Here is a 21,494-nt window from a genome sequence, read left to right on the forward strand (position 1 = left end):
CCGCTGCGCTATAAGACTTAAGATATAAGACTCTCAATTTATTGAATTTAGGGTATATAGTTAATGTCATTTTTAGTTCTAAAAATTGTACTATGTCTTAGGTCTTAACGTCCTATGTCTCTTCAATATCGCTTTGTTAATATCCTTTATCAAACCCGGGCCTTCATAAATAAAACCTGTATAAAGTTGTACCAAACTTGCGCCAGCGTCCAGTTTTTCTAGAGCGTCTTCTGCAGAATGGATTCCACCAACACCGATTATTGGAAACGCTTTGTTGCTTTTTTCAGAAAGAAAACGAATTACTTCAGTGGTTCTTTTATTTAAAGGTTTTCCACTTAATCCGCCTGTTTCCTTTTTGTTTTCAGAAGTAATTCCTTCACGAGAAATAGTTGTGTTGGTTGCTATTACGCCGTCAATCTTTGTAGTGCCAACGATTTCAATAATATCTAAAAGTTGTTCATCCGTTAAATCTGGAGCAATTTTTAGTAGAATTGGTTTGCGCTTTTCTTTTGAATTATTTAAATTTTGAAGGGTTTGCAATAAATCCGTCAAAGGCTTTTTTTCCTGCAAATCACGTAAATTTGGTGTGTTGGGAGAACTTACATTAACCACAAAATAATCTACATAATCAAACAGTGCTTCAAAACAAATTACATAATCTTTTACAGCTTCTTCATTTGGAGTTACTTTGTTTTTGCCGATGTTTCCGCCGATTAAAACCCTTCGACTGCGCTCAGAGTGACAATTTGCTTTCAACCTTTCAACGGCCTCTTCTACTCCGCCATTATTAAAACCCATTCGGTTTATAATTGCAGAATCTTCCTTCAAACGAAACAATCGTGGTTTTTCGTTACCAGCTTGTGGTTTTGGGGTAACGGTTCCTATTTCAATGAAGCCAAATCCAAAATTTGAAAGCTCTTTGTAAAGCTTCGCATCTTTATCAAAACCTGCTGCAATCCCCACTGAATTTGGAAATTTCAATCCAAAAAATTCGCGCTCTAGTTTAGAGTTTTCCACTTTGTAGATACTTCGAAAAATACTTCCGAAACCCATTTTATGAAAAAAACGAATCATTGAAAAAGTAAAGTGATGAATTTTCTCAGGGTCAAAACTGAAAAAGATAGGACGAATGATGGTTTTGTACATGGGTGAAAAATGTTTGGCAAAAATACCACTAAAGGCATAATTATCTAATAAATAGCATCAAATATTATCTATTCCCAAAATACAGAGAGCTTAAAATATTTAGTAACTTTGAACCAAGAATAAATGATGAATCCTGTTCTAAATACATATAAAAAAATATTGCAGAAATTTGCAAATCTCTTCGTATAAAGCGAATGTATATGTTTGGCTCTATGGCAAAAAACACATACACTAACGACAGCGACATTGATTTGCTAATCTCTTTTGAAGACAATATTTCCGCAGAGGAGTATTCTGAAAACTATTTTTCATTACACCATAAACTCCGAGAATTGCTTAAAAGAGAAATAGAAATTGTTACTGAAAGAAGCCTTTCTAACCCTTATTTTATCAAAAAAGTCAATAATGAAAAACTATTGATTTATGAAAGATGAAATAAAAAAGTCTCTGCTAGATATTAAAATATCCATTGAATCGATTTTTGAATATATTCAAGACGTTGACACATTAGAAAAATATCAGAACAACAAATTAATAAGAAGAGCTGTTGAAAGAGAAATTGAAATTATTGGCGAAGCAACAAATAGAATTTTTTAAAAAAACCCGATTTCAAAATTGAAAATGCCCGCTAAATTGTAGATATACGAAACTGGGTAATCCACGTTTATGACAATGTGGACGAAATAATTATTTGGGGAGTACTGACAACCCATTTACCAAAATTGCAAAAAGAAATAGAAAAATTATTAAAAGAGTTATGATTGAAAAACAACACATTATTGACCGCTTTAAAAGTTACGTAATCATAGACACGGAAAGTGACCCAAACAGCGATGCAACACCGAGTACCGAAAAACAATGGAATCTTGCCAATAAACTTGCAGAAGAACTGAAGCAAATTGGAATGGAAGATGTAACCCTTGACGAAAACGCCTATATTATGGCCACTTTGCCTTCCAACGTTTCACATCCTGTTCCTGTAATTGGCTTTGTTTCACATTTTGATACTTCCCCAGATTTTACGGGAGCGAATGTAAAACCACAGATTTTCGAAAATTACGATGGAAAGGATATAGTTCTAAACAAGGAACAGAACATCATTCTTTCGCCAGATTACTTTGAAGATTTGTTGCTTTATAAAGGCCAAACCATAATCACAACCGATGGAAAAACGCTTTTGGGTGCCGATGACAAAGCTGGAATTACTGAAATAGTTTCCGCAATGGAATACCTTATAAATCATCCTGAAATTAAACACGGAAAAATTCGAGTAGGTTTTACACCCGATGAAGAAATTGGGCGTGGTGCGCACAAATTTGATGTAAAGAAATTTGGAGCGGAATGGGCATATACTATGGACGGCAGCCAAGTTGGCGAACTGGAATACGAAAACTTCAACGCAGCGGGCGCAGTCGTTACCGTTAAAGGAAAAATTGTACATCCCGGTTCTGCAAAAGGAAAAATGATTAACAGTATGTATATTGCTACAGACTACATAAATTCATTACCAAGACTTGAAACGCCAGAACATACTGAAGGTCGCGAAGGATTTTTTCACCTACACGGTTTTAAAGGCTCCGTTGATGAAACTAAACTTCAATACATAATCCGCGATCACGATAAAAAGCATTTTGAGGCGCGAAAAGCTATGATGCAAAGATTGGCAGATGATCTTAACGAACAACAAGAAATGGAGGTTGTAACCGTTGAAATAAAAGACCAATATTTCAACATGCGCGAAAAAATTGAACCAGTAATGCATATTGTAAAAATTGCAAAACAAGCAATGGAAGAAGCAGGAATAGAGGCAATCATAAAACCAATTCGAGGTGGAACTGATGGTTCGCAGTTAAGCTTTATGGGACTTCCCTGCCCAAATATTTTTGCAGGAGGCCACAATTTCCATGGAAGATATGAATTTGTTCCGGTTGAAAGTATGCAGAAGGCTGTAGAAGTAATCGTTAATATTGCAAAAATTACTGCTTTGGATATTTCTAAGTTTAAGAAAGAAGAAGAATAAGAAAAAAAATATCAAAAAAAAGAAGCACCAAATTCCAAAATAAAACTCCCTCAACTATAATAATAGTGAGGGAGTTCTTATTTAAAAAAGGAACAATTTATTTATTTCTTTTCAATTAAAGGAGCATTAAGTTTTGCTGTTCTTTCCATTGAAATGGCAGATCTTTCAAACTTTATTTTTCCGGCACCGCATTCAATAATACATGTACCATCATCGTTAAGCTCCAATACTCTACCGTGCAATCCGCCATTAGTAATCACTTTATCGCCTTTTTTTAGTTGAGCGGTAAACTGTTTTTCCTGTTTGGCTTTCTTCATTTGCGGACGTATCAAGAATAGATACATCACCGCAACTAGTAATAATATAGGTAAAAAACTTTGTATTTGTTCCATAGCAATTTTTAGAAATCCAATTAATTATTTGGATATTGATTTTTTTTATTGAACTGCTGCACCACCTGCTTTAGGAGTTACGAAAGCTTTTATAGTTAAAGTTTCTGTACCTTCTTTTGTATTGGTTGTAAGTGTAACAGTCTTACTAACTTGGTTTTGACCACTACCGTTGAATTTTACTAACATATCACCTGTAGCTCCTGGAGCAACTGGTTCTTTAGTGTATTCTGGAATAGTACAACCGCAGCTACTTTTAGCATTTACGATCATCAAAGGCGCATCGCCAGTGTTTTTGAATTTAAAAACGTGCTCAACATTTGTTCCTTGGTCGATAGTTCCAAAATCGAACTGACTTTCTTCAAAAGTGATTGCGGCGAATTTTCCGGATTCTGCGTCACGTGCTTCCGCAGTGGCAACGTTTTCTTCATTTACTTTGTCTGCTGCATTGTCTTTACAAGAAGAAAAGGCAAAAACAGATAGTATTGCTACTATTAAAACTGATTTTTTCATGATGTTTAAATTTTTATGTTTTTAGCACGGCAAAAATAGGGATTTTTTTGCTTCTATTGAAGTCCTCGTCCAATTTTATTAAGCTTGCCTCCTTCTTCAAATTCTTTGACAATTTTATCTAAAATACCATTAACGAAAATGCTACTTTTAGGGGTTGAATATTCTTTGGAAACTTCCAAATATTCATTAATAGTTGCGCGAACTGGTATTGATGGAAAATATAAAAACTCGGCAATTCCCATCTTTAGGATTATTAAATCTACATCGGCAATACGATCTTGATCCCAGTTTGGAGTTTTTCCTTCTATTTGTGCGTTTAGTTTATCTTCATTCAGAATAACCTTTCTAAAAAGTTGAAGCGCATATTCGCGATCTTCATCATTTTTATAAAGATTAGGAACCAAAAGTGAAGATGCATTTTTTTCTGAAAGTTTTCCCAGCATTTTCATAATAGCGGTATTCACTATCGGAAAATCATCAACCCACGTTAGGCGTTTGTCTTCAATGTATTCATAGAGTTTGTCATTGGGAGCAATAACTTCTTTGAAGGTTTTCAGAATAAAATCTTGATCTTCTTTAAAAGTCGTTTCTATTTTTGAAAGATAGGTTTCGTACCATTCCGTTTTGCGTAATTCGTTGAAAATGATGTTAACATATTCGCCATCCAACTGCCAGTAATTGAGTTTTTTCTTTTCTATAATTTCAGAAAAAGTGGAATTAGTAGCTATTACTTGAAGTAACTTGTTTTCAATAAAAGTACGTGATGGATTTTTTTCAATGGCCGTGGCTAAATGCTTCTTTTGGGACTTTGTAAGAAAACTCTCCGCTTGTTCTTGTATAGCTAAAAGCAACTGTATTAGTACTAAATACAAATCCTGCATTTGGTCAATACTGTGGTGCAAAAATTTTTCCTGCACATCAATACTTGGGTTCTCACTTTGATTGTATGCGTAAACGGACTGCAAAACTTTTACTCGGATATGTCTTCTTGTAAGCATATATTTTTGAAAGAACGGTTTTTAAAGAAACAACGCACAAGAAAATTCTTGTGCGTTGCAAAGATAGTATTTTAAGAAAAAGATAATCTATTTTTCGTTTTTTCTTGCATCAATTCTAGCTTGAGCAATATTGAACGCAGCTTGATAGGTTGTAATATTGTCCGTATCAGCTTTTTTCAAAATCTCTAAGGTGGTGTTGTAAATGTTTTCTGTCTTGCGAATTATCTCCTTACGGTCATAGTTTTCAAGTTCTGCGTAAACATTTATAATTCCGCCAGCATTTATTAAAAAGTCTGGAGCGTAAACAATTCCTTTATCCCGCAGCATTTGTCCGTGCTTCTTCTCTTCAGCCAATTGGTTATTCGCCGCACCAGCTATTATTTTTGCATTCAATTGTTTTATGGTAATATCATTGATGGTAGCACCCAAAGCGCAAGGCGCATAGATATCCATTTTTTCTGCGTAAAGATTGCTTCCGCCATAAATTTCTACGCCGTATTTGTCGCGTACTTCTTCCAAACGCTCTTGGTTGATGTCTGAAATATAAACTTTGGCGCCTTCGTTACTAAGATTTTCAACCAAAGCTTCACCTACGTTTCCAATTCCTTGAACGTAAATCACTTTATCTTCAAGAATATCGCTTCCAAATTTATATTTTGCAGCTGCCTTCATTCCCATAAAAACACCATAAGCTGTAATTGGAGAAGGATTTCCTGCACCACCTTTAGATTCTGAAATTCCAGTAACATAAGGAGTAACCGTTCTTACCAAATCCATATCTGAAGTTGCCATTCCAACATCTTCAGCGGTTATATATTTTCCGTTTAAGGAGTGAACAAACTCGCCAAACTTCAACATAAGCTCAGGAGTTTTTTGAGTTTTGGCATCACCAATTAAAACAGCTTTACCGCCGCCAAGGTTCAAACCTGTTATTGCGCTCTTGTAGGTCATTCCGCGTGAAAGACGCAGTACATCATTCAGGGCTTCCCATTCGCTGGTGTAATTCCACATTCTGGTACCGCCCAAAGCTGGTCCCAAAACGGTATTGTGAATACCAATTATTGCTTTTAAACCAGTATCTTTGTCGTTGCAAAACACAATTTGCTCGTGATCGTCAAAGGACATTTGCCCAAAAACGGGGTCCATTTTATGTAGTTCGTTTGTATTGATTACCTCAGTTACCATAGCTTTAATAATTATTTTGTTCATCTTCTAAAAAGACGATGCAAAAGTAATTGATTGTTATTGATTTTGCAATACAAGGGGTGTTAATTCAAGAATTGTTGAAAAAAACATAGCGCTTTGACTATTTTTAAATTCGACCTTTGTGATTATAAAATTTTTTAATGCCAAATGCGTTTCAATAAAATTTTGAAGATTTAACTTTATATAAGGATGCGCAATAAATCGCGAGCCTACCATTGATTTCTTAAAAATGAAAGAATTAAAATACCTCAATAAATATTTTCTAAAATACAAAGGCCGCCTCTTATTAGGTGTTTTTATAACCATAATTGCTACCGCCTTTAAGCTGGTAGTACCAATGAAAGTTGGTGATTCTGTTACAGCAGTGAAACAATATCTGAACGGACAAATAACAGATATTGCCATTGTGAAGCACGAACTTCTCATTAATATTCTTTTACTTTTAGGAGCAGCTTTGCTTTCCGCATTGTTCACTTTTATGATGCGGCAAACCTTTATTGTGGTTTCTCGCTATGTGGAATACGACCTTAAAAACGAAATTTTTCAGCATTACGAAAAACTATCACTCGGTTTCTATAAACAAAACCGAACAGGCGATTTGATGAACCGTATTAGCGAAGATGTTTCCAAAGTGCGGATGTACGTTGGGCCAGCGTTAATGTACAGCATTACAACCGTTACGCTTTTTATTGTGGTTGTGAGCTATATGTTTTACAAAGCTCCTACGCTCACTTTATATGCAATTGCGCCGCTGCCAATTCTTTCATTAGCTATTTATAAATTGAGTGTTCTCATAAACCAACGCACCACGATTGTGCAGCAATATCTTTCAAAACTTACCACTTTTACACAGGAAAGTTTTAGCGGAATAGCAGTAATAAAAGCCTACGGAATTGAACCCAGAACCAATGCAAATTTTGAAGAACTAGCCGAAGGCAGCAAAGTTAAAAACATCGATTTGGCTAAAGTCCAAGCCTTGTTTTTTCCGCTAATGATGCTGCTGATTGGTGTGAGCAACATCCTTGTTATTTACATTGGCGGCACACGATACATAAGTGGTGAAATTGCAGAATTTGGAACCATTGTAGAATTTTTGATTTATGTAAATATGCTCACTTGGCCTGTTGCCGTAGTGGGTTGGGTAACTTCTATGGTTCAACAAGCCGAAGCTTCACAGAAACGTATTAACGAGTTTTTAAAAACGGAACCTTCCATCCAGAATTTAGTGGAGGTTAGTACTCCTGTTCAAGGAAACATCGAATTCAACAACCTAACATTTACCTATCCAGATACAGGAATCACGGCACTTAAAGATGTTTCATTCACTGTAAAACCAGGCGAAACTTTGGCTATTGTTGGAAATACAGGTTCTGGAAAATCTACGATTCTTGAATTAATCGGCAGACTTTATGACGTTGAAGAAGGAATGTTAACAATTGATGAAACCCCAATAAGAAATCTAAACCTGGAAGATTTACGCCACAGCATTGGTTATGTACCGCAGGATGCCTTTCTTTTCAGCGATTCCCTTCGAAATAATATTCGTTTTGGAAAAGAAGACGCTTCGGAAGAAGAAGTGATTGAAGCTGCAAAAAACGCAGCAGTTCACAAAAACATTATCGGGTTTACGAATGGTTATGACACTATATTGGGCGAACGCGGAATTACTTTGAGCGGCGGACAAAAACAACGGGTTTCCATTGCAAGAGCAATTATTAAAGACCCAAAAATACTTCTTTTTGATGATTGTCTTTCCGCAGTAGATACTGAAACGGAAGAGGAAATACTTCAGAATCTCAGCAAAATTTCAAAAGAAAAAACCACGATAATTGTGAGTCACAGGATTTCTTCAGCAAAGAATGCAACTAAGATTATCGTTCTGAATGAAGGAAAAATAATCCAGCAAGGTTCTCACAATGAATTAGTAAATGCCGAAGGTTATTATAAGGAACTATACGCAAAGCAACTTTTAGAAAAAGAAATGTAAATTTACTTTGGTTGGTTTGGATTTTTTTTAGATTTTTGGCTACACCTAAGCAAAAAACAGGAATTATGAGTGATAATTATACGATGGAGCAAGAAGAAATTTTTTCAAAAGTAATGCGTGCTGGAAGACGCACATACTTTTTTGATGTAAGGTCTACAAAAGCAGGAGATTTTTACCTTACCATTACGGAGAGCAAAAAATTTACGAATGATGATGGTTCCTACCATTACAAAAAGCACAAAATCTACCTTTATAAAGAAGACTTCAGTGAATTCAAAGATACTTTGGATGAAATGATAAACTATGTAATCGACGAAAAAGGCGAAGAAGTAATAAGCGAACGCCACCAAAAAGATTACAAAAAAGAAAGCGATGAAATGCCAATGGCAGCAGAGCCAACTTCAGAAAACGTAACAACAGATACAAGCAGTTTTACTGATATAGAGTTTGACGATATATAGGTGACAAGTGTTTGATGACGGATGACAGATGTTTGAAATTCGTCAACTTTACAAAAAAGTTTCTTTTAAAATTTTACCGGCGCAGTAGCAACTGTTGCCGGTTTTTTATTTTCCGAAACAACAGAAGCTCAAATACTTTGCTTATTTTCAATCCCTGAAATCCACAACTACAAATTCTTTCAATGGTAAAAAAATTATACCAACCTTATAAGCCAAATTTAGACTTTTCAGGATTGGACCATATTGTGATTGGTAGTGGAATGGGTGGCCTTACCGTCGCCACTTGGCTTGCAAAGGCTGGAAAAAAGGTTGCTATTTTTGAACGTCATTTCGTTCCTGGTGGATTTACTCATAGTTTTAGACGGAAAGACGGTTTTCAATGGGACGTTGGCGTTCACTATGTTGGTAATATGGCGGAGGACTCATCGCTTCGTGATTTTTTCAACTTTTTGACTGATGGAAAACTGGAATGGGAGTCTATGGGCGAAGTGTATGATGTTGCAAATATTGATGGTGAAGAATATGTTTTTAAAGCTGGAAAGGAAAATTTCAGAAAGCAAATGATTGTCTATTTTCCAGAGGAAGAAAAAGCAATTGATGCCTATTTAAAACTGCTTACGAAAACCAGCAAACGCGCCAGTGCTTTCTATTTTGAAAAAGTTTTTGAACCTTGGTTTAGTAAGTCCGTTGGATGGATTTTTAGAAAAAGATATTCGAAGTTTTCACAAAGAACAACTTATGAAGTTTTAAGTGAAATAACCCAAAACAAACGATTGATTTCTGTGTTGTGCGCACAATGCGGCAACTACGGGCTTTCCCCTAAAAACAGCAGTTTCGGTGCTCACGCGATGGTTATTGGCCACTTTTTGGAAGGTGGTTATTACCCAATTGGCGGTGCCGACAAAATTTGCGAAAAAACGCTTGAAGTTTTTACAGCAAACGGCGGGAAGATTTATATAAACGCCGATGTTACTAAAATTGTAACTGAAAACAATCGCGTTCAAGGAATTCAAATAGACGAAAAATTCATCCCTTGTAAAAGTGTGATAAGCAACATTGGAGTAAATAATACTTTCAATCATTTACTTTCGGAAGCAGATAGAAATAGGTGCGATTTCAGTTTAAAAAATGTGAAACCTGCAAGCGCGCATATCTGTTTATATCTCGGTTTGAATAAATCCAGTGAAACATTAAATCTTCCGAAGCATAATTTTTGGTATTACAAACATGAAAATATAGATGAAATTTTTGACGAAGCTACTTTGGAAAATGCTCCAGAAAATTTCGCTTATATCTCCTTCCCTTCCGCAAAAGATCCAAACTGGGAAATTAAAAATCCTGGAACGGCTACAATTCAGGCCATTTCCGTGGCAAATATGGAATGGTTTGAAGACTTTAAAGATTCAAACTGGATGAAACGCGGTAATGAATATTTATTCCTTAAAAAGAATTTCGAAACTGAAATGCTAAAGGTTTTATACAAATTCTACCCACAGATTGAAGGAACTATCATTGCTTCCGAAGTTTCAACTCCACTTTCCACCGAAAATTTCACCAATTATAAAAGTGGCGAAATTTACGGGTTGGCACATTCCCCAGAACGTTTTACACTTCCTTTTTTAAGACCAAAAACGAAAATAAAAGGACTGTTTTTAGCAGGACAAGACATAACTCTTGTAGGCGTTGCAGGAGCTATGCTTTCAGGTTTGCTTTGTGCAACAGCCATTTTGAAAATGGGCTCGTGGAAAATTTTCAAAGAAATACGCAACCAATAAAAAATAGATTGATTTCATATTTCAGAAATTTGACAAGTTTATTTTCGAAATAGCAAAAACAAAAAATTCTACAACCGAAACTATATTTTCCTATCTTTCAACGCTAATACGCTTTTAGGAAACCTTTAATAAAAGCAATTATTTTATGGATAATCATTCTGAAAATTTAAAGGCACTAAATGAAAAACTGGAGCTGCTGCTTAAAAAACAGGAGCTTTTTTCAAGGGAAATTTGGGATATCAAGGAGCAACTTCAAAACTTAAACGTGAAAGCTAGCAAAGCGATTCAGCAGCCAATTGAGCAACCACGTAAGCCTGAAAATGAAATTATAATTAAGAAAGTTGATTCCGTAGAGCAAGTGACGGAATTACCAGAATACATTTTGGAGGAAGCTGTCATTCCGCCTTTAACTTCGACTTCAACTTCATATTCATCTTCAACTTCGACTTCGACCCCAACGCCACGCTTCACCAAAAAAAAGAAGTCAGATCTCGAAAAATTTATTGGTGAAAACCTTATCAATAAAATTGGAATCCTCATCACGATTATTGGTGTTACCATTGGCGCAAAATACACCATTGAAAATGATCTTATAAGCCCGTTAACACGAATTATTCTAGGTTATTTAGTTGGCTTGGGCTTGCTGGGTTTCGGAATAAAGCTGAAAGCAAAGTACAAAAGTTTCAGCGCAGTTTTAGTTAGCGGCGCGATGGTGATTATGTATTCTATTACGTTTTCGGCCTATTCTTTTTATGAACTGATTCCGCAAACCTTTGCTTTTTTACTGATGCTGGTTTTTACAGTTTTCACAGTCGTTGCAGCTTTAAATTACAACCATTCCATCATTGCACATTTAGGTTTAGTGGGCGCTTACGCGGTTCCGTTTTTATTGAGCAACGATTCTGGCAGGGTGGAAATTTTGTTCAGTTACATAGCGATTATAAATATTGGGATCCTTATAATTTCCTTTAAAAAATATTGGAAATCAATATATTACTCTGCCTTTTTCTTCACTTGGGCTATTTATTTATCTTGGTACCTTTTTTCTTATGAATCTGAAAATTTCACGCTTGCATTTCTATTTTTCACAATTTTCTTTGTCATTTTTTATTGCACCTTTCTAGCCTATAAATTAATCAAAAAAGAGAAATTTAATATTGGTGATATCATTTTGCTGTTGGCAAATTCCTTCATTTTTTATGGTGTGGGTTATTCGCTGCTTTCAGATTATAAAAATGGCGAAGAACTTCTAGGACTTTTCACCTTATCAAATGCAATTATCCATTTTGCCGTAAGCGTTTATATCTACAAGCAAAAACTGGCAGATAGAAACTTCTTCAACCTTATTGCCGGCTTGGTTTTGGTTTTTATAACATTGGCTGTTCCAGTGCAATTGGATGGCAATTGGGTAACAATAGTTTGGGCTGGAGAAGCTACTTTATTGTTTTGGATTGGAAGAACAAAAGCAGTTCCCGTTTACGAAAAACTTTCATACATTTTAATGGTACTCGCCTTAATCAGCTTGGCTCAAGATTGGATGGATTATTCACCTTATAACGCTTTAGGCGAAGAAAGTGCGTTTACCCCAATTTTCAATCTTAGGTTTTTAACGGGTGTTTTGTTTCTCGCGGCTTTCGGATTTATTAATTATCTTTTGATGAATACGAAGTTTCCTTCACCGTTTAAAAAAGGAGGATTCTTCCAAATGCTGATTTCCATTATTATTCCGACAATATTCATTTTAGTACTTTACAATTGCTTTTGTCTTGAAATTGCGGACTATTGGAACACAAAATACAGCGCTTCCTATTTAGAAATAAATGGCGCCAATGATTCGTACCCCAACTATTTCCAAAACGAGGATTACCACAATTTTAAGGTTGTCTGGATTTACATTTATTCGTTATTATTTATAGCAGCTCTTTCCATTTTCAATATTAAAAAACTAAAAAATAAGATTCTTGGTTATGCGCTAGTCGTGGTAAGTGCCTTCGCTTTTTTGCTGTTTTTTACCGAAGGAATTTTTGCTCTTAGCGATTTAAGAGAAACCTATATTGACAACACAGCATCAGAATATTACACTCACGGGATTTTCAATATATTGATCCGTTACATTGCAATACTTAGCGCGCTGGCCTTGGTTTTTGCAGGTTGGCTTTCAGTGAGAACTGGTGTTTTGAAAAACGGACTTCAAACCCCATTCACTATTTTGACGCATATAATTTTTCTTGCAATTTTGAGTAGCGAACTCATTGCTTGGATGGATCTTGCAGGCTCAACACAATCCTATAAACTAGGCTTGAGCATTCTTTGGGGATTGTATGCTTTACTGCTCATTATCATTGGTATTTGGAAGTGCAAACCATCGCTGCGCATTATGGCTATTGTACTATTTGGGTTTACGTTACTAAAACTTTTCCTTTACGATATTTCAGATATGTCAACGATTTCGAAAACAATTGTTTTCGTTATTTTAGGCGTGCTGCTTTTGATAATTTCATTTTTATATAATAAGTTTAAAACTAAAATTACCAATGATGTGGAAGAATAAATCCTTACTTTTTATATTTCTTTTTATTGCCGAAATTTCTTTCGCGCAGCTAAACACCTATAATTATTCCAGAGAAATAAAAGGAGTTTCAGAAACTTGGCATTCCATAGAATTGCCTGATGAAGTTTTTGGAAAAGTTTCTAATGATTTGAATGATTTCAGAATCTATGGAATTACAGAAAAAGACACCATTGAAGTCCCGTATTTACTAAAGATAGCTTCGGAAAAGCAAACGGAGAAAAATATAGCCTTCAAGTTGCTGAATTCTTCAAAAAAAGAAAACACCTATTTCTTCACTTTTGAAATTTCTTCGGAAAAAACCATCAACGAGATTCAACTGAATTTTAAACAAGAAAATTTCAACTGGTTGGTCAATTTAGAAGGAAGTCAGGATAATTCTGAATGGTTTTCAATTGTTGAAGATTACAGAATTCTCTCCATAAAAAATGAGCAGACGGACTATCAATTTACGAATGTAAAATTTCCGCCAGCTAAATATAAGTACTTAAGATTTCAAATTAAAGCAGCTGAGAAACCTGAGCTACTAACGGCACAGACAAGTTTAAGCAACTTTGATTTGCCAAATTATAAAACATATTCCGTTGAAAATTTTTCAGTTTCAGAGGATAAAAATTTAAAAAAGACAATTTTAGATATCAATTTTTCAGAAGGCTTGCCGTTGAGTTTAATCTCGCTAAAAATTAAAGAATCGGTTGACTATTACCGTCCTGTAACCATAAAATACTTGGCAGACAGCATTAAAACTGAAAAGGGTTGGCGGTGTAATTATACTACTTTGGAGACAAGCGTACTCAGTTCTTTAGAGAATAATGATCTCTATTTTTACAGTACAATTACAAAAAAGCTGCGGATAGAAATTGAGAATTTTGACAATCGACCCTTAAAAATTGAAGGCGTAACCGCAAAAGGTTACGAACATACATTGATTGCCCGTTTTACGGAGCCAGCAATTTATTATTTGGTTTATGGAAATCCCAGAGCCAACAAGCCGAATTATGATATATCAAAATTTACTGAAAACATTCCGCCAAACATTTCCGCAGTAAATCTTTCTGAAGAAAAAATAATCGACAAAAACGAACTTCCGAAACGTTCCCCGCTTTTTGAAAATAAACTTTGGTTGTGGCTAATTATGGGAGTTATCATCGCGCTTTTGGGTTGGTTTACTATTAAAATGATGAAGAAAAGTTAGGCTTCGGTACTAATTTCTATTTCCGCTATTCGCGGATTAGAAATTCACTCAGCCACCTTTATGACCATCGATCGATTAATATTTTGGATTTGGAATTTGTTTTTTAGAATTTTTGTTCCAATTTCAAAACCTATTTAGTCTTACATCTTATGTCCTATAGCGAAGCGATCTTAAGCCCCTGCCTGCTGGCAGGCAGGTTTCAGCAAAGCGGTCTTGACTCTATTTTGAAAACCCTATCTTTGCCGCCTTTAAAAAAACAAAATGCTCGCAAAATATCTATTATCCTTCACGCAAAACCCTAAAAATGATATACTTTCTGGGCTCACCGTAGCTTTGGCGTTAGTACCAGAAGCAGTTGCCTTTGCTTTCGTTGCAGGTATTGATCCATTGGTTGGATTGTACGGTGCCTTCATTATGGGGATTGTAACTGCTTTGTTTGGTGGTCGCCCAGGAATGATTTCTGGTGCAACTGGAGCAATGGCGGTGGTAATGGTGCATTTAATTCAACAAGGTAACGAAGTTGGATTGGCTCTGGCAGAACCCGTTAAATATCTTGGCTTACAATGGCTTTTTATAACGCTTCTGTTTGTTGGCGCCATTCAAATTATGGCTGGCGTTCTTAAACTTGGAAAATTTGTTAGGCTTATTCCGCATCCAGTAATGATGGGCTTTGTGAATGGTTTGGCAATCGTAATTTTCCTTTCTCAATTAGGATTATTTAAAGAAAGCCGCGGTACAGTTCCGCAGTGGCTCACAGGTCTTGACCTTTGGGTTATGCTTGCTTTAGTAGGATTAACAATGGGTATTATGTTTGGATTGCCAAAACTTACCAAAAAAATTCCAGCGGCATTAATCGCCATTATAGTAGTAGCGGGAATAACCATTTTCGGAAATCTTGATGTTAGCACTGTTGGTTCTTTTATCCGTGATGGTGGTGGAAAGGGATTGGAAGGTTCGCTTCCTGTATTCCAAACCCAGATTTTTGGGTTTTTAGATACATTGAATGGCCATTGGGATTTAATACTTTCAACAGCATTTTTATTGGCTGCCGTTGGTTTAATTGAATCTTTAATGACCCTAAATTTAATAGATGAAATGACCGAAACGCGCGGAAGCGGAAATAGAGAATGTGTAGCGCAAGGTGGCGCAAATATTTTGAACGGTTTATTTGGAGGAATGGGCGGTTGCGCAATGATTGGACAATCCATCATTAACGTAAGTTCTGGCGGTCGTGGAAGACTTTCTGGTGCAACGGCAGCAATTGCATTGTTGTGTTTCGTTTTGTTCGGTGCTCCTTTAATTGAACAAATACCGATTGCGGCGCTTGTTGGCGTAATGTTTATGGTAGTTATCGGTACTTTTGCTTGGAGTAGCTTTAGGATTCTTCATAAAATACCTTTGGCAGATGCCATTGTTTTGATTACAGTTTCCGCAGTTACCGTTTGGCAGGATTTAGCAATTGCAGTGTTTGTAGGAGTTATTATGAGCGCCTTGGTTTTTGCTTGGAAAAGTGCTACAAAAATTCGTGCAAGAAAAAGAATTAAAGAAGACGGAACAAAGGTTTATGAAATTTGGGGACCGCTTTTCTTTGGTTCAACTACTACTTTTAATAGTAAATTTGATGTTTCAACTGATCCAAATTCAATAGAAATTGATTTTATAGAATCAAAAATCTCAGACCATTCTGGAGTTGAAGCGGTTCGAAATATCGCCAATAAATATCTTGATAGCGGTAAACAAATTAAGCTAACTCACCTCAGCCCAGATTGTAAATTGCTTCTACTAAAATGGAACCCTGAATTTGAAACTATTATTGAAGATTCTATTGAAGATCCGCGCTATTATGTGGTTACGGATACTTTGGATGCGGAGGCATAATTATCAATTTTTTCTAGAGAATGTGAAATCAACTTTTTTTGCTTCACCAGCTACGTTTCCTTCAATCCAGGCGTGAAGTGAATCCTTTACTGGATTTGTATAAATAATTCTTTGGGGGAAATCGTGATTTTTGTTTTCAAAGGTAAATTGTCCTTTTTCCGAAGAAATCAATTTAAAAGTAACTGGTTTTGAATCTTCTTGATTTGCGGTTGCAGCGGTTAATTGCAAATCATCTGCTTTTTGTTCCAAAGCCATAGTTTCAGCGAAAACAACTTCGCCGTTTGCTTCTACAAAACTATAAGCGGTATAAGTACTGTCATTTTCTTTGGACCAAGTTTCTTGTGAAAAGGATTCTTCAGATTCATTAGTCCACGTTCCTAATAACCACTGAAGTTGGTCTATTTTTTCGAAATTTTTAGTTGAGATTTCTGTTTCAACTTTTTCTGCTTCGGAATTGTTTTTACAGGAATTCAACAATAAAGAAAGAATTATTAAAAGAAAATACTTTTTCATAAAGATTAGGCTTTGGAATACGAAGGTATCAAAAAAAGGTTTTGACAATAATAGTTCTTTATTGATTCAGTTGAATTTGGAAAGAAATAAATTTTTCCTCTGTGATCCCGATAGCTATTGGGACTGTGGAATAGCTATAATACAGAGGTTCACAGAGGAAACACAGAAAACCACAACGTTTATGGGTTATAAAATTCTCAGACCATTCTGAACTTCTTTTCCAGGTTGCAAGAGTGTTACGTTTTTTCCTTCCACAGCACCCAAAACAAGACATTCACTCATAAAATTAGCGATTTGTTTCTTTGGAAAATTTACAACAGCAACAACTTGTTTACCTACTAATTCTTCTTTCGAATAAAGTAAAGTGATCTGAGCCGAAGTTTTGCGCTGCCCTGTGTCACTTCCAAAATCTATTAGAAGTTGGTAAGAAGGATTTCTGGCTTCGGGAAAATCGTTGACTTCAATAATAGTTCCCACTCGCATTTCGACCTTTTCAAAATCAGACCAAGAAAGATCATTCGTCATGGTGTAATTTCAATTTTTGAATCATTTCTGGAGAGATCTCGCCTTGATCGGCGCCGTAAGCATCAACTAGTAAACCCTTTTTTCCATCTTGGGTTTCAATTAAATAAAGAATAGTATTATCGCCAGGATTTGTCATTCCTTCAAAACGATAAAACTTTACAACTTCTAACTCGCCCGCTTTCCATTGTTTTTTAAGGTTTTTTGATTCTATGCCTTCTGCCACAAGATTGAAATCTTCGATAAAGCCTTCTTTTTGTAAATCTGCAATTGCTATTGAAAGTGATGAATATGAGTTTTTCATAATAGTTGGTTTTGTTTTTAAAGTTAATGGAGATATTGTTTACTGACAAAATTTTTAAAAAAGTTTAAGAGTTGAGGAGTTTAAAAGTTTTTAAGTCTCCGTATCAATACCTCAATAACCATTCGAAAATCGTAACTTTAGACCATTATTTACAACAAATATAGAAAAGAAGAAAAATGGCCGACACAGAATCTACAATGCTTTCATTAGGAACCAAAGCACCCGATTTTACACTAATTGACGCAGTTACCAATAATGCTGTTTCGCTAAAAGATGTCCGTGGTAAAAAAGGAACTGTGGTTATGTTTATCTGCAATCATTGTCCTTTTGTAAAACATGTTAATGATGAAATTGTTCGTCTTTGTAATGATTACAGAGTAATTGGTTTTGGTTTTGTAGCCATAAATAGTAATAATGCTATAAAATATCCAGAAGATTCTCCCGCTGAAATGTGGCGAACAGCTCAAAAGCTCAGCTATCCTTTTCCATATTTACATGATGAAACCCAAGAGGTAGCAAAAGCTTATGATGCAGCCTGCACCCCAGATTTCTATCTTTTTGATGATGAACTTAAATTAGTTTATCGCGGACAATTAGACGATAGCCGTCCTGGAAATAGAATTCCCGTAAATGGCCGTGATCTTCGTGAAGCTCTGGATAATATTCTAAACAATAACCCTCAGCGGAAAGATCAAAAACCTAGTCTTGGGTGTGGTATTAAGTGGAAAGAGTGAGTTTGTGAATTCGTTAATTTGGGATTCGTTAATTCGAAGTAACGAATCCCAAATTAACGAACTACTTCCACCCTTCTCTTTTCATCAAATTCTCAATGTGTGCATAATGGTGGTTGCTGTGCCAAGCATAACTTCCTATTGTTTCTTGAAGGGTATAATTTCGTTCTCTTGGTGGATGATGAAATTCTTTCAACAGTTGCTCTTCTGATAATCCCTTCAATAAATAAACCCATTTTGCGTGAAAAGCGCTTATTGCAGCTAAAGACAATTCAATTGGTGCATTTTTAGCGTCAGCCGTTTCTGCCCACGCTTTTTCATCATACACTTTTATTACTGGTGTTTCTTCCGTCAAAGCCCATTTAAAACGTGTATAGGCGTTATGATGGCTATCATATATGTGATGAATTGTTTGCCGCACCGTCCAACCTTCTGGTCTATAAGGTGTATTCAATTGCACTTCGGAAAGGTTGCTCACCAAATTATTTAATCTATTTGGAAAATATTTCAAAATAGAAATCCAAGCTTCCAGAATTTCAGCAGTAATGTTTGAAGGACAATCGAATTTACCGATTGGGTACTTAAGTTTTTCTATATTCATTTAATTTTTGGGGATTCGTTAATTCGGGATTCGGTATTCGAATTAACAAATCCCGAATAACTAATAACTATAATGTATTGCTTAATCCCTTATTTTACGTCCATCAATTCAACATCAAAAATCAAAGTAGCATTTGGAGGAATAACGCCACCAGCGCCACGCTCGCCATACCCTAGATGACTCGGAATCACAAAACGAGCCTTATCACCTACTTGCAATAACGCTACACCTTCGTCCCAACCCGAAATTACTTGCCCAACGCCCAATTGAAAATCGATTGGCTCTTTTCTTTTGTAAGATGAATCAAACTCAGTTCCATCTGTTAATGCACCTTTGTAGTGTACAGAAACAGTCTTTCCTTTTTCAGCTTTTTTACCGCTTCCTTTTTGGATTATTTTATAAAGAAGTCCGCTATCGGTTCTATCAAAACCTTCTGAAACTTTCTTTAATTCTGCTTCCTGCGCTTCCTTCATTTTTGAAATGCGCTGTTCTCTTTCACCAGTAAAACTTCTGAAAGCTTCAACAGCGTTCCAATTTTTAGCTTCTTCGCCTACACGAATAATTTCAACCTTTTTCATTGTATCGCCTTGCGCGACGCTATCAACAACATCTTGTCCTTCAACAACATTTCCAAAAACGGTGTGTTTATTGTCCAACCAAGGTGTAGCAACGTGAGTAATAAAAAACTGACTTCCGTTACTCGCTGGACCAGAGTTTGCCATAGAAAGCACACCCGGGGTATCGTGACGAAGGTCTTGATGAAACTCATCTTCAAAATCATAACCCGGTCCGCCAGAACCTGTTCCTTTTGGATCGCCGCCTTGAATCATAAAATCTGGAAGCACTCGGTGAAATTTCAAACCGTCGTAATAAGGCGTTCCTTGTGGTTTTGCTTTATTTTCTAAATTTCCTTCAGCCAAAGCAACAAAGTTTCCAACCGTTCCAGGAGTTTTGTCGTGTGTAAGTTTTATAAGGATTTCTCCCTTTTCAGTAGTTATTTTCGCGTAAATTCCGTCTTGCATTGTGTGTGTTTTTAAATTGAAGTGCAAAGGTAATAAAATACGAAGTATGAAGTGGGAAATACGAAGTTGGAAGTTTTAAAATTGGAGCCAAGAATCAAGAGCTAATAGGGACGAACGATGAGATATTTGCGATGAGGGGTTTGAAAGGGGTAAATTTGTATATTTGAAGTTAAGGATATAATTTGAATAAATGCAACAGTTGTATTTATCCGCATGTTATGCCCAAGCTAACGAAAACTCTAACAAACCAGAAACACTATTTAATTTTCAATGAAAAATAATTATGGACAACATGGATGGAAAGAATTTCATCGCAACCGAAAAGACATTCTAGAAGAGTTTGATAAAATACTTGAACTAATCGAAAACCGTCCTGTTAAAGTTGCTCATGGAATTGGTGTAGAAGCATCTTTAAGAAAATGGTTAGCTGAATTTCTTCCAAAAAAATTCGGCGTAACATCGGGCTATATAATACCAAATTTATACGATGATAGTGGTAAAATATATCATTACGATATAATCATTTATAATAAACTAGACTCACCTATACTTTGGGTTGAGGGGAATCAAGATGATAGCGAACAAGGAAAATATAGAGCAATTCCTGCAAAATACATTTTAGCGGTATATGAGGTAAAATCAAGATTAAACAAGGAAAATGTAACTGATTCAATTAATAAATTAAATCAAACATCTAATTTCAAGGAGCAATTAAACCCTTTGTACCATTGCGGTATGATTTTCATTGACCTTAAATTAAAACACAACAATGATGAACTGATTATTAAAAAGCTATTTAAAGGGAATGAAATTTTTGGATTTACTGGAGGCACTGTGTTAAGATTTGAAGGAGACGAAACTTGTACTGGCTTAATAGATTTACATCAATTGGATCCAAAGGAAAAACCTGATAGTACAGAAATAAAAGTAAAACTCAAGCCATTAGCAAAACCAATTGATGAGTTAGGAATTTATTACAACGAAGAAGATAATTTAACCTTAGATGAGCAATTTGCAGGTATTAAATTAGTAAAAACCAGTGAAAACACTTGGTCTTTTACAAAAACTTATGGGACAATGTATGGAACAGATATCCTATCTATAAACTTGTCATGGTCAAGAAGTCATTTTGCTGATTTTTGCATTAAGCTTTTGAGTTCTTTAGAAGGTATTGCTTTTAATGACAAAAATCGTCCAAGTTTTGGACAAATATTTGATACTGCCTAAAGAAAGAAAACCAAGTTACAAAGTGCGAAAAAAGAAAAAGGAAAACCCTTTTTAAAAATTAAAGCTTATGATGGAGATGAAAAGGACAAACAATTAAAATTGTCGCAAGAGGGAAAAACTGGAATAATTTCATTCTGGCTTAGAACGGAAAATCCAGGAGATTATGACGTGATAATTTCTGATGATTATTTTAAAAATAAATTAACATTACCCAAAGGGAAATATGCCATGAAGGAAGTTTCATTTAGGTTAGAATTAAAAAATGAAAAAGTGAAGCTTGAAAACTTCATTAAGAAAAAGTTTACAATACCATATCGTTTAGTTTACTATATCGAAAGTAAGGATGATTCTATAAAAGATTTTATAGCTATAGAACAGGAAGCGGAATTTAAAGATGGTAAATTCATATTTAAGAATTAAAAGCCAGGGCATAACAA

At 35.4% G+C, this 21,494-nt stretch carries 23 protein-coding genes; 13 read left to right on the top strand and 10 right to left on the bottom strand.

The annotated features are described in order from the left end of the window. Positions 1 to 90 precede the first annotated feature (90 nt). Complete coding sequence (locus tag AEQSU_RS01525; protein ID WP_014781086.1) at positions 91 to 1,146, bottom strand: quinone-dependent dihydroorotate dehydrogenase; 1,056 nt, start codon at positions 1,144 to 1,146, stop codon at positions 91 to 93. 167 nt (positions 1,147 to 1,313) lie between these two features. Here AEQSU_RS01525 and AEQSU_RS01530 point away from each other — a divergent pair, with 167 nt between their 5' ends. From AEQSU_RS01530 to pepT, 4 genes are all read left to right on the top strand, one after another. Then, positions 1,314 to 1,580: a nucleotidyltransferase family protein gene (locus tag AEQSU_RS01530; protein ID WP_280956334.1), complete on the top strand. Its 267-nt coding sequence runs from the start codon at positions 1,314 to 1,316 to the stop codon at positions 1,578 to 1,580. Then, positions 1,570 to 1,743 carry a HepT-like ribonuclease domain-containing protein gene (locus AEQSU_RS16975; protein WP_014781088.1) on the top strand — a complete coding sequence of 58 codons (174 nt, stop codon included), beginning with the start codon at positions 1,570 to 1,572 and terminating at the stop codon, positions 1,741 to 1,743. Before AEQSU_RS01530 ends, AEQSU_RS16975 begins: the two co-directional genes overlap by 11 nt. A 77-nt stretch (positions 1,744 to 1,820) precedes the next feature. Beyond that, complete coding sequence (locus AEQSU_RS16980) at positions 1,821 to 1,907, top strand: ribonuclease HepT family protein (RefSeq protein WP_280956335.1); 87 nt, start codon at positions 1,821 to 1,823, stop codon at positions 1,905 to 1,907. After that, positions 1,904 to 3,166, top strand: coding sequence for a peptidase T (pepT, locus tag AEQSU_RS01535; protein WP_014781089.1), 1,263 nt, complete (start codon positions 1,904 to 1,906; stop codon positions 3,164 to 3,166). The genes AEQSU_RS16980 and pepT overlap by 4 nt, the downstream gene beginning before the upstream one ends. 101 nt (positions 3,167 to 3,267) lie before the next feature. Here pepT and yajC read toward each other — a convergent pair whose 3' ends face one another. The 4 genes from yajC to AEQSU_RS01555 all read right to left on the bottom strand — a co-directional run bounded on the left by yajC (position 3,268) and on the right by AEQSU_RS01555 (position 6,251). Beyond that, a complete protein-coding gene (gene yajC, locus AEQSU_RS01540) occupies positions 3,268 to 3,558 on the bottom strand; it encodes a preprotein translocase subunit YajC (protein WP_014781090.1) in 291 nt (96 codons plus the stop codon). Between the two features lie 45 nt (positions 3,559 to 3,603). Continuing rightward, positions 3,604 to 4,068: a DUF1573 domain-containing protein gene (locus AEQSU_RS01545; RefSeq protein ID WP_014781091.1), complete on the bottom strand. Its 465-nt coding sequence runs from the start codon at positions 4,066 to 4,068 to the stop codon at positions 3,604 to 3,606. Positions 4,069 to 4,121: 53 nt separating this feature from the next. Beyond that, positions 4,122 to 5,066 carry a transcription antitermination factor NusB gene (gene nusB, locus AEQSU_RS01550; protein WP_014781092.1) on the bottom strand — a complete coding sequence of 315 codons (945 nt, stop codon included), beginning with the start codon at positions 5,064 to 5,066 and terminating at the stop codon, positions 4,122 to 4,124. A gap of 87 nt (positions 5,067 to 5,153) precedes the next feature. Further along, complete coding sequence (locus AEQSU_RS01555; RefSeq protein WP_014781093.1) at positions 5,154 to 6,251, bottom strand: Glu/Leu/Phe/Val family dehydrogenase; 1,098 nt, start codon at positions 6,249 to 6,251, stop codon at positions 5,154 to 5,156. Between the two features lie 250 nt (positions 6,252 to 6,501). Here AEQSU_RS01555 and AEQSU_RS01565 point away from each other — a divergent pair, with 250 nt between their 5' ends. The 6 genes from AEQSU_RS01565 (at position 6,502) to AEQSU_RS01590 (ending at position 16,137) form a co-directional block, all read left to right on the top strand. Beyond that, positions 6,502 to 8,259 carry an ABC transporter ATP-binding protein gene (locus AEQSU_RS01565; RefSeq protein ID WP_014781095.1) on the top strand — a complete coding sequence of 586 codons (1,758 nt, stop codon included), beginning with the start codon at positions 6,502 to 6,504 and terminating at the stop codon, positions 8,257 to 8,259. A gap of 65 nt (positions 8,260 to 8,324) precedes the next feature. Continuing rightward, positions 8,325 to 8,720 carry a PUR family DNA/RNA-binding protein gene (locus AEQSU_RS01570; protein WP_014781096.1) on the top strand — a complete coding sequence of 132 codons (396 nt, stop codon included), beginning with the start codon at positions 8,325 to 8,327 and terminating at the stop codon, positions 8,718 to 8,720. A gap of 182 nt (positions 8,721 to 8,902) precedes the next feature. Beyond that, the gene (locus AEQSU_RS01575) at positions 8,903 to 10,495 is read left to right on the top strand and encodes a phytoene desaturase family protein (RefSeq protein WP_014781097.1); all 1,593 of its coding nucleotides are present in this window, start codon (positions 8,903 to 8,905) and stop codon (positions 10,493 to 10,495) included. Positions 10,496 to 10,640: 145 nt separating this feature from the next. Beyond that, on the top strand, positions 10,641 to 13,046 hold the full coding sequence (locus AEQSU_RS01580) for a DUF2339 domain-containing protein (RefSeq protein ID WP_014781098.1): 2,406 nt from the start codon (positions 10,641 to 10,643) through the stop codon (positions 13,044 to 13,046). Then, positions 13,030 to 14,259, top strand: coding sequence for a DUF3999 family protein (locus AEQSU_RS01585; RefSeq protein WP_014781099.1), 1,230 nt, complete (start codon positions 13,030 to 13,032; stop codon positions 14,257 to 14,259). Before AEQSU_RS01580 ends, AEQSU_RS01585 begins: the two co-directional genes overlap by 17 nt. A gap of 261 nt (positions 14,260 to 14,520) precedes the next feature. Continuing rightward, complete coding sequence (locus AEQSU_RS01590; RefSeq protein WP_014781100.1) at positions 14,521 to 16,137, top strand: SulP family inorganic anion transporter; 1,617 nt, start codon at positions 14,521 to 14,523, stop codon at positions 16,135 to 16,137. A 3-nt stretch (positions 16,138 to 16,140) separates the two neighbouring features. Here the strand turns inward: AEQSU_RS01590 and AEQSU_RS01595 are convergent, their stop codons facing one another. The 3 genes from AEQSU_RS01595 to AEQSU_RS01605 all read right to left on the bottom strand — a co-directional run bounded on the left by AEQSU_RS01595 (position 16,141) and on the right by AEQSU_RS01605 (position 17,476). After that, entirely contained in the window at positions 16,141 to 16,650 is a 510-nt protein-coding gene (locus AEQSU_RS01595) for a DUF6265 family protein (RefSeq protein WP_052309008.1), read from the bottom strand. A gap of 186 nt (positions 16,651 to 16,836) precedes the next feature. Beyond that, positions 16,837 to 17,175 carry a tRNA-binding protein gene (locus AEQSU_RS01600; RefSeq protein WP_014781102.1) on the bottom strand — a complete coding sequence of 113 codons (339 nt, stop codon included), beginning with the start codon at positions 17,173 to 17,175 and terminating at the stop codon, positions 16,837 to 16,839. Further along, positions 17,165 to 17,476: a hypothetical protein gene (locus AEQSU_RS01605; RefSeq protein ID WP_014781103.1), complete on the bottom strand. Its 312-nt coding sequence runs from the start codon at positions 17,474 to 17,476 to the stop codon at positions 17,165 to 17,167. Before AEQSU_RS01605 ends, AEQSU_RS01600 begins: the two co-directional genes overlap by 11 nt. 176 nt (positions 17,477 to 17,652) lie before the next feature. Between AEQSU_RS01605 and AEQSU_RS01610 the strand changes: the two genes are divergently transcribed. Further along, complete coding sequence (locus AEQSU_RS01610) at positions 17,653 to 18,210, top strand: thioredoxin family protein (protein WP_014781104.1); 558 nt, start codon at positions 17,653 to 17,655, stop codon at positions 18,208 to 18,210. A 61-nt stretch (positions 18,211 to 18,271) separates the two neighbouring features. Here AEQSU_RS01610 and AEQSU_RS01615 read toward each other — a convergent pair whose 3' ends face one another. Beyond that, entirely contained in the window at positions 18,272 to 18,808 is a 537-nt protein-coding gene (locus AEQSU_RS01615) for a YfiT family bacillithiol transferase (protein ID WP_014781105.1), read from the bottom strand. 89 nt (positions 18,809 to 18,897) lie between these two features. Continuing rightward, the gene (locus tag AEQSU_RS01620; protein ID WP_014781106.1) at positions 18,898 to 19,830 is read right to left on the bottom strand and encodes a peptidylprolyl isomerase; all 933 of its coding nucleotides are present in this window, start codon (positions 19,828 to 19,830) and stop codon (positions 18,898 to 18,900) included. 270 nt (positions 19,831 to 20,100) lie between these two features. Here AEQSU_RS01620 and AEQSU_RS01625 point away from each other — a divergent pair, with 270 nt between their 5' ends. Both AEQSU_RS01625 and AEQSU_RS01630 read left to right on the top strand, forming a co-directional pair. Beyond that, positions 20,101 to 21,057 carry a DUF6602 domain-containing protein gene (locus AEQSU_RS01625; protein WP_014781107.1) on the top strand — a complete coding sequence of 319 codons (957 nt, stop codon included), beginning with the start codon at positions 20,101 to 20,103 and terminating at the stop codon, positions 21,055 to 21,057. A gap of 99 nt (positions 21,058 to 21,156) precedes the next feature. Further along, positions 21,157 to 21,477, top strand: coding sequence for a hypothetical protein (locus AEQSU_RS01630; protein WP_014781108.1), 321 nt, complete (start codon positions 21,157 to 21,159; stop codon positions 21,475 to 21,477). Positions 21,478 to 21,494: the final 17 nt, after the last annotated feature.

Origin of the sequence: Aequorivita sublithincola DSM 14238, from assembly GCF_000265385.1 — a bacterium.
GTDB lineage: Bacteria > Bacteroidota > Bacteroidia > Flavobacteriales > Flavobacteriaceae > Aequorivita > Aequorivita sublithincola.

Bases quoted from the DNA above. Each gene is read 5' to 3' on its own strand.
- AEQSU_RS01525 (WP_014781086.1), bottom strand. From the start codon at position 1,146: ATGTACAAAACCATCATTCGTCCTATCTTTTTCAGTTTTGACCCTGAG.
- AEQSU_RS16975 (WP_014781088.1), top strand. From the start codon at position 1,570: ATGAAAGATGAAATAAAAAAGTCTCTGCTAGATATTAAAATATCCATT.
- pepT (WP_014781089.1), top strand. From the start codon at position 1,904: ATGATTGAAAAACAACACATTATTGACCGCTTTAAAAGTTACGTAATC.
- yajC (WP_014781090.1), bottom strand. From the start codon at position 3,558: ATGGAACAAATACAAAGTTTTTTACCTATATTATTACTAGTTGCGGTG.
- AEQSU_RS01545 (WP_014781091.1), bottom strand. From the start codon at position 4,068: ATGAAAAAATCAGTTTTAATAGTAGCAATACTATCTGTTTTTGCCTTT.
- nusB (WP_014781092.1), bottom strand. From the start codon at position 5,066: ATGCTTACAAGAAGACATATCCGAGTAAAAGTTTTGCAGTCCGTTTAC.
- AEQSU_RS01555 (WP_014781093.1), bottom strand. From the start codon at position 6,251: ATGGTAACTGAGGTAATCAATACAAACGAACTACATAAAATGGACCCC.
- AEQSU_RS01565 (WP_014781095.1), top strand. From the start codon at position 6,502: ATGAAAGAATTAAAATACCTCAATAAATATTTTCTAAAATACAAAGGC.
- AEQSU_RS01570 (WP_014781096.1), top strand. From the start codon at position 8,325: ATGAGTGATAATTATACGATGGAGCAAGAAGAAATTTTTTCAAAAGTA.
- AEQSU_RS01575 (WP_014781097.1), top strand. From the start codon at position 8,903: ATGGTAAAAAAATTATACCAACCTTATAAGCCAAATTTAGACTTTTCA.
- AEQSU_RS01580 (WP_014781098.1), top strand. From the start codon at position 10,641: ATGGATAATCATTCTGAAAATTTAAAGGCACTAAATGAAAAACTGGAG.
- AEQSU_RS01585 (WP_014781099.1), top strand. From the start codon at position 13,030: ATGATGTGGAAGAATAAATCCTTACTTTTTATATTTCTTTTTATTGCC.
- AEQSU_RS01590 (WP_014781100.1), top strand. From the start codon at position 14,521: ATGCTCGCAAAATATCTATTATCCTTCACGCAAAACCCTAAAAATGAT.
- AEQSU_RS01595 (WP_052309008.1), bottom strand. From the start codon at position 16,650: ATGAAAAAGTATTTTCTTTTAATAATTCTTTCTTTATTGTTGAATTCC.
- AEQSU_RS01600 (WP_014781102.1), bottom strand. From the start codon at position 17,175: ATGACGAATGATCTTTCTTGGTCTGATTTTGAAAAGGTCGAAATGCGA.
- AEQSU_RS01605 (WP_014781103.1), bottom strand. From the start codon at position 17,476: ATGAAAAACTCATATTCATCACTTTCAATAGCAATTGCAGATTTACAA.
- AEQSU_RS01610 (WP_014781104.1), top strand. From the start codon at position 17,653: ATGGCCGACACAGAATCTACAATGCTTTCATTAGGAACCAAAGCACCC.
- AEQSU_RS01615 (WP_014781105.1), bottom strand. From the start codon at position 18,808: ATGAATATAGAAAAACTTAAGTACCCAATCGGTAAATTCGATTGTCCT.
- AEQSU_RS01620 (WP_014781106.1), bottom strand. From the start codon at position 19,830: ATGCAAGACGGAATTTACGCGAAAATAACTACTGAAAAGGGAGAAATC.
- AEQSU_RS01625 (WP_014781107.1), top strand. From the start codon at position 20,101: ATGAAAAATAATTATGGACAACATGGATGGAAAGAATTTCATCGCAAC.